Below are 1104 nucleotides of genomic sequence, written 5' to 3'. Positions count from 1 at the left end.
CTGCCGTACTGCGTGAAGCGTGGATCGGTGGCGACGAGGTAGGTATCACCGGGGGCGGTGCGGAACTGGTACAGGCCGTTGGTGGGCAACTTCAGATTAGGAATGCCGGCATTGCCCGCTGCACGGGCCAGCCGGGTGCCGCTTGCACCACCGCCCGAAACGCTGCTGCCCGTCACGGCTGCACCGACGGTATTCACCGAGGCGACAGTCACATTCTGTGCCGTGGTCTGGACCGCCTGATTGGCTGTCGCCACGGCCGGCAGGGCCGCCACCGTGGTAGGGGCCTGTGGCGTGCTCGGATAGGCCACCACCTCCGTTTTCTGACTGTTGCCGGTACGCTGGTGCCAGTAGAAAGTGGAGGTGTCCTCTGTGGTCACGGTCTGCTGCAGCACCGTGCCCACGTCCTGGATCGCGCCATTGGCAACCACCCGCACAAGATTGCCTCCCGCAGCCATGGTCGAGGACTGGTTCAGGATATTGCCGCCGCTGCTATTGATGCGGATGTTGCCGCTCGCCTGGATCTTGGCCGCGTCGGACGCACTCACCAGCTGGTCCGTCGCCGTATAAGTGACGGTTGTACGGGAGATTTCGTTGTAGTCGGTGCCGAAGTTCGCCTGCCGGACTTCGTCGGGACGGATATGGATGTTCGGGTCCCAGTCCGGCCAGAACGTGATGCTGTAGGTGGAACCGTTGTCCGTGATGGACTGGTAGTACTGGGTAGGCCGGGTTGCAATCGGGCGTGAGCAAACCGACGTATCGATGTCGCAGTTTGGCCCCTGGAACAGGGATCCGTACTCCTCGGTCGGAGACTGCGTGAAAGATAGCGTCTGGGCGGCCGTATTCAGGTTCGTGACCGTCGACTTGTCTACCGTTACCGTAATGGGCGTGCGCAGCGCGTTGGTTTGCGGCGTGCTGACCGGAGCGCTGCCTGTTGCCCAACTCCAGCCCGGGAAGGTGAGGCTGAAATGATGGTTCAGTTCGGTCGCTGGAAGGCCCCCTTGCCAGAGCGTGAGCGTCTTGACCGCCGTCTGCACCGGCGTACCAGTCGTCGTCACAATGCTCGTGCGGGTGTTGCTGACCTGGTTGGCCGCGATGTCGATATCG

The 1104-nt window shown here is 62.7% G+C and carries 1 pseudogene; it reads right to left on the bottom strand.

The features are described 5' to 3' along the window. Positions 1–1104: pseudogene (locus tag BLQ58_RS28600) on the bottom strand (filamentous hemagglutinin); the annotation flags it as partial.

Origin of the sequence: Ralstonia sp. 25mfcol4.1, assembly GCF_900104095.1 — a bacterium.
Taxonomy (GTDB): Bacteria; Pseudomonadota; Gammaproteobacteria; order Burkholderiales; family Burkholderiaceae; genus Cupriavidus.
This window is presented reverse-complemented; position numbering and strand designations above follow the sequence as displayed.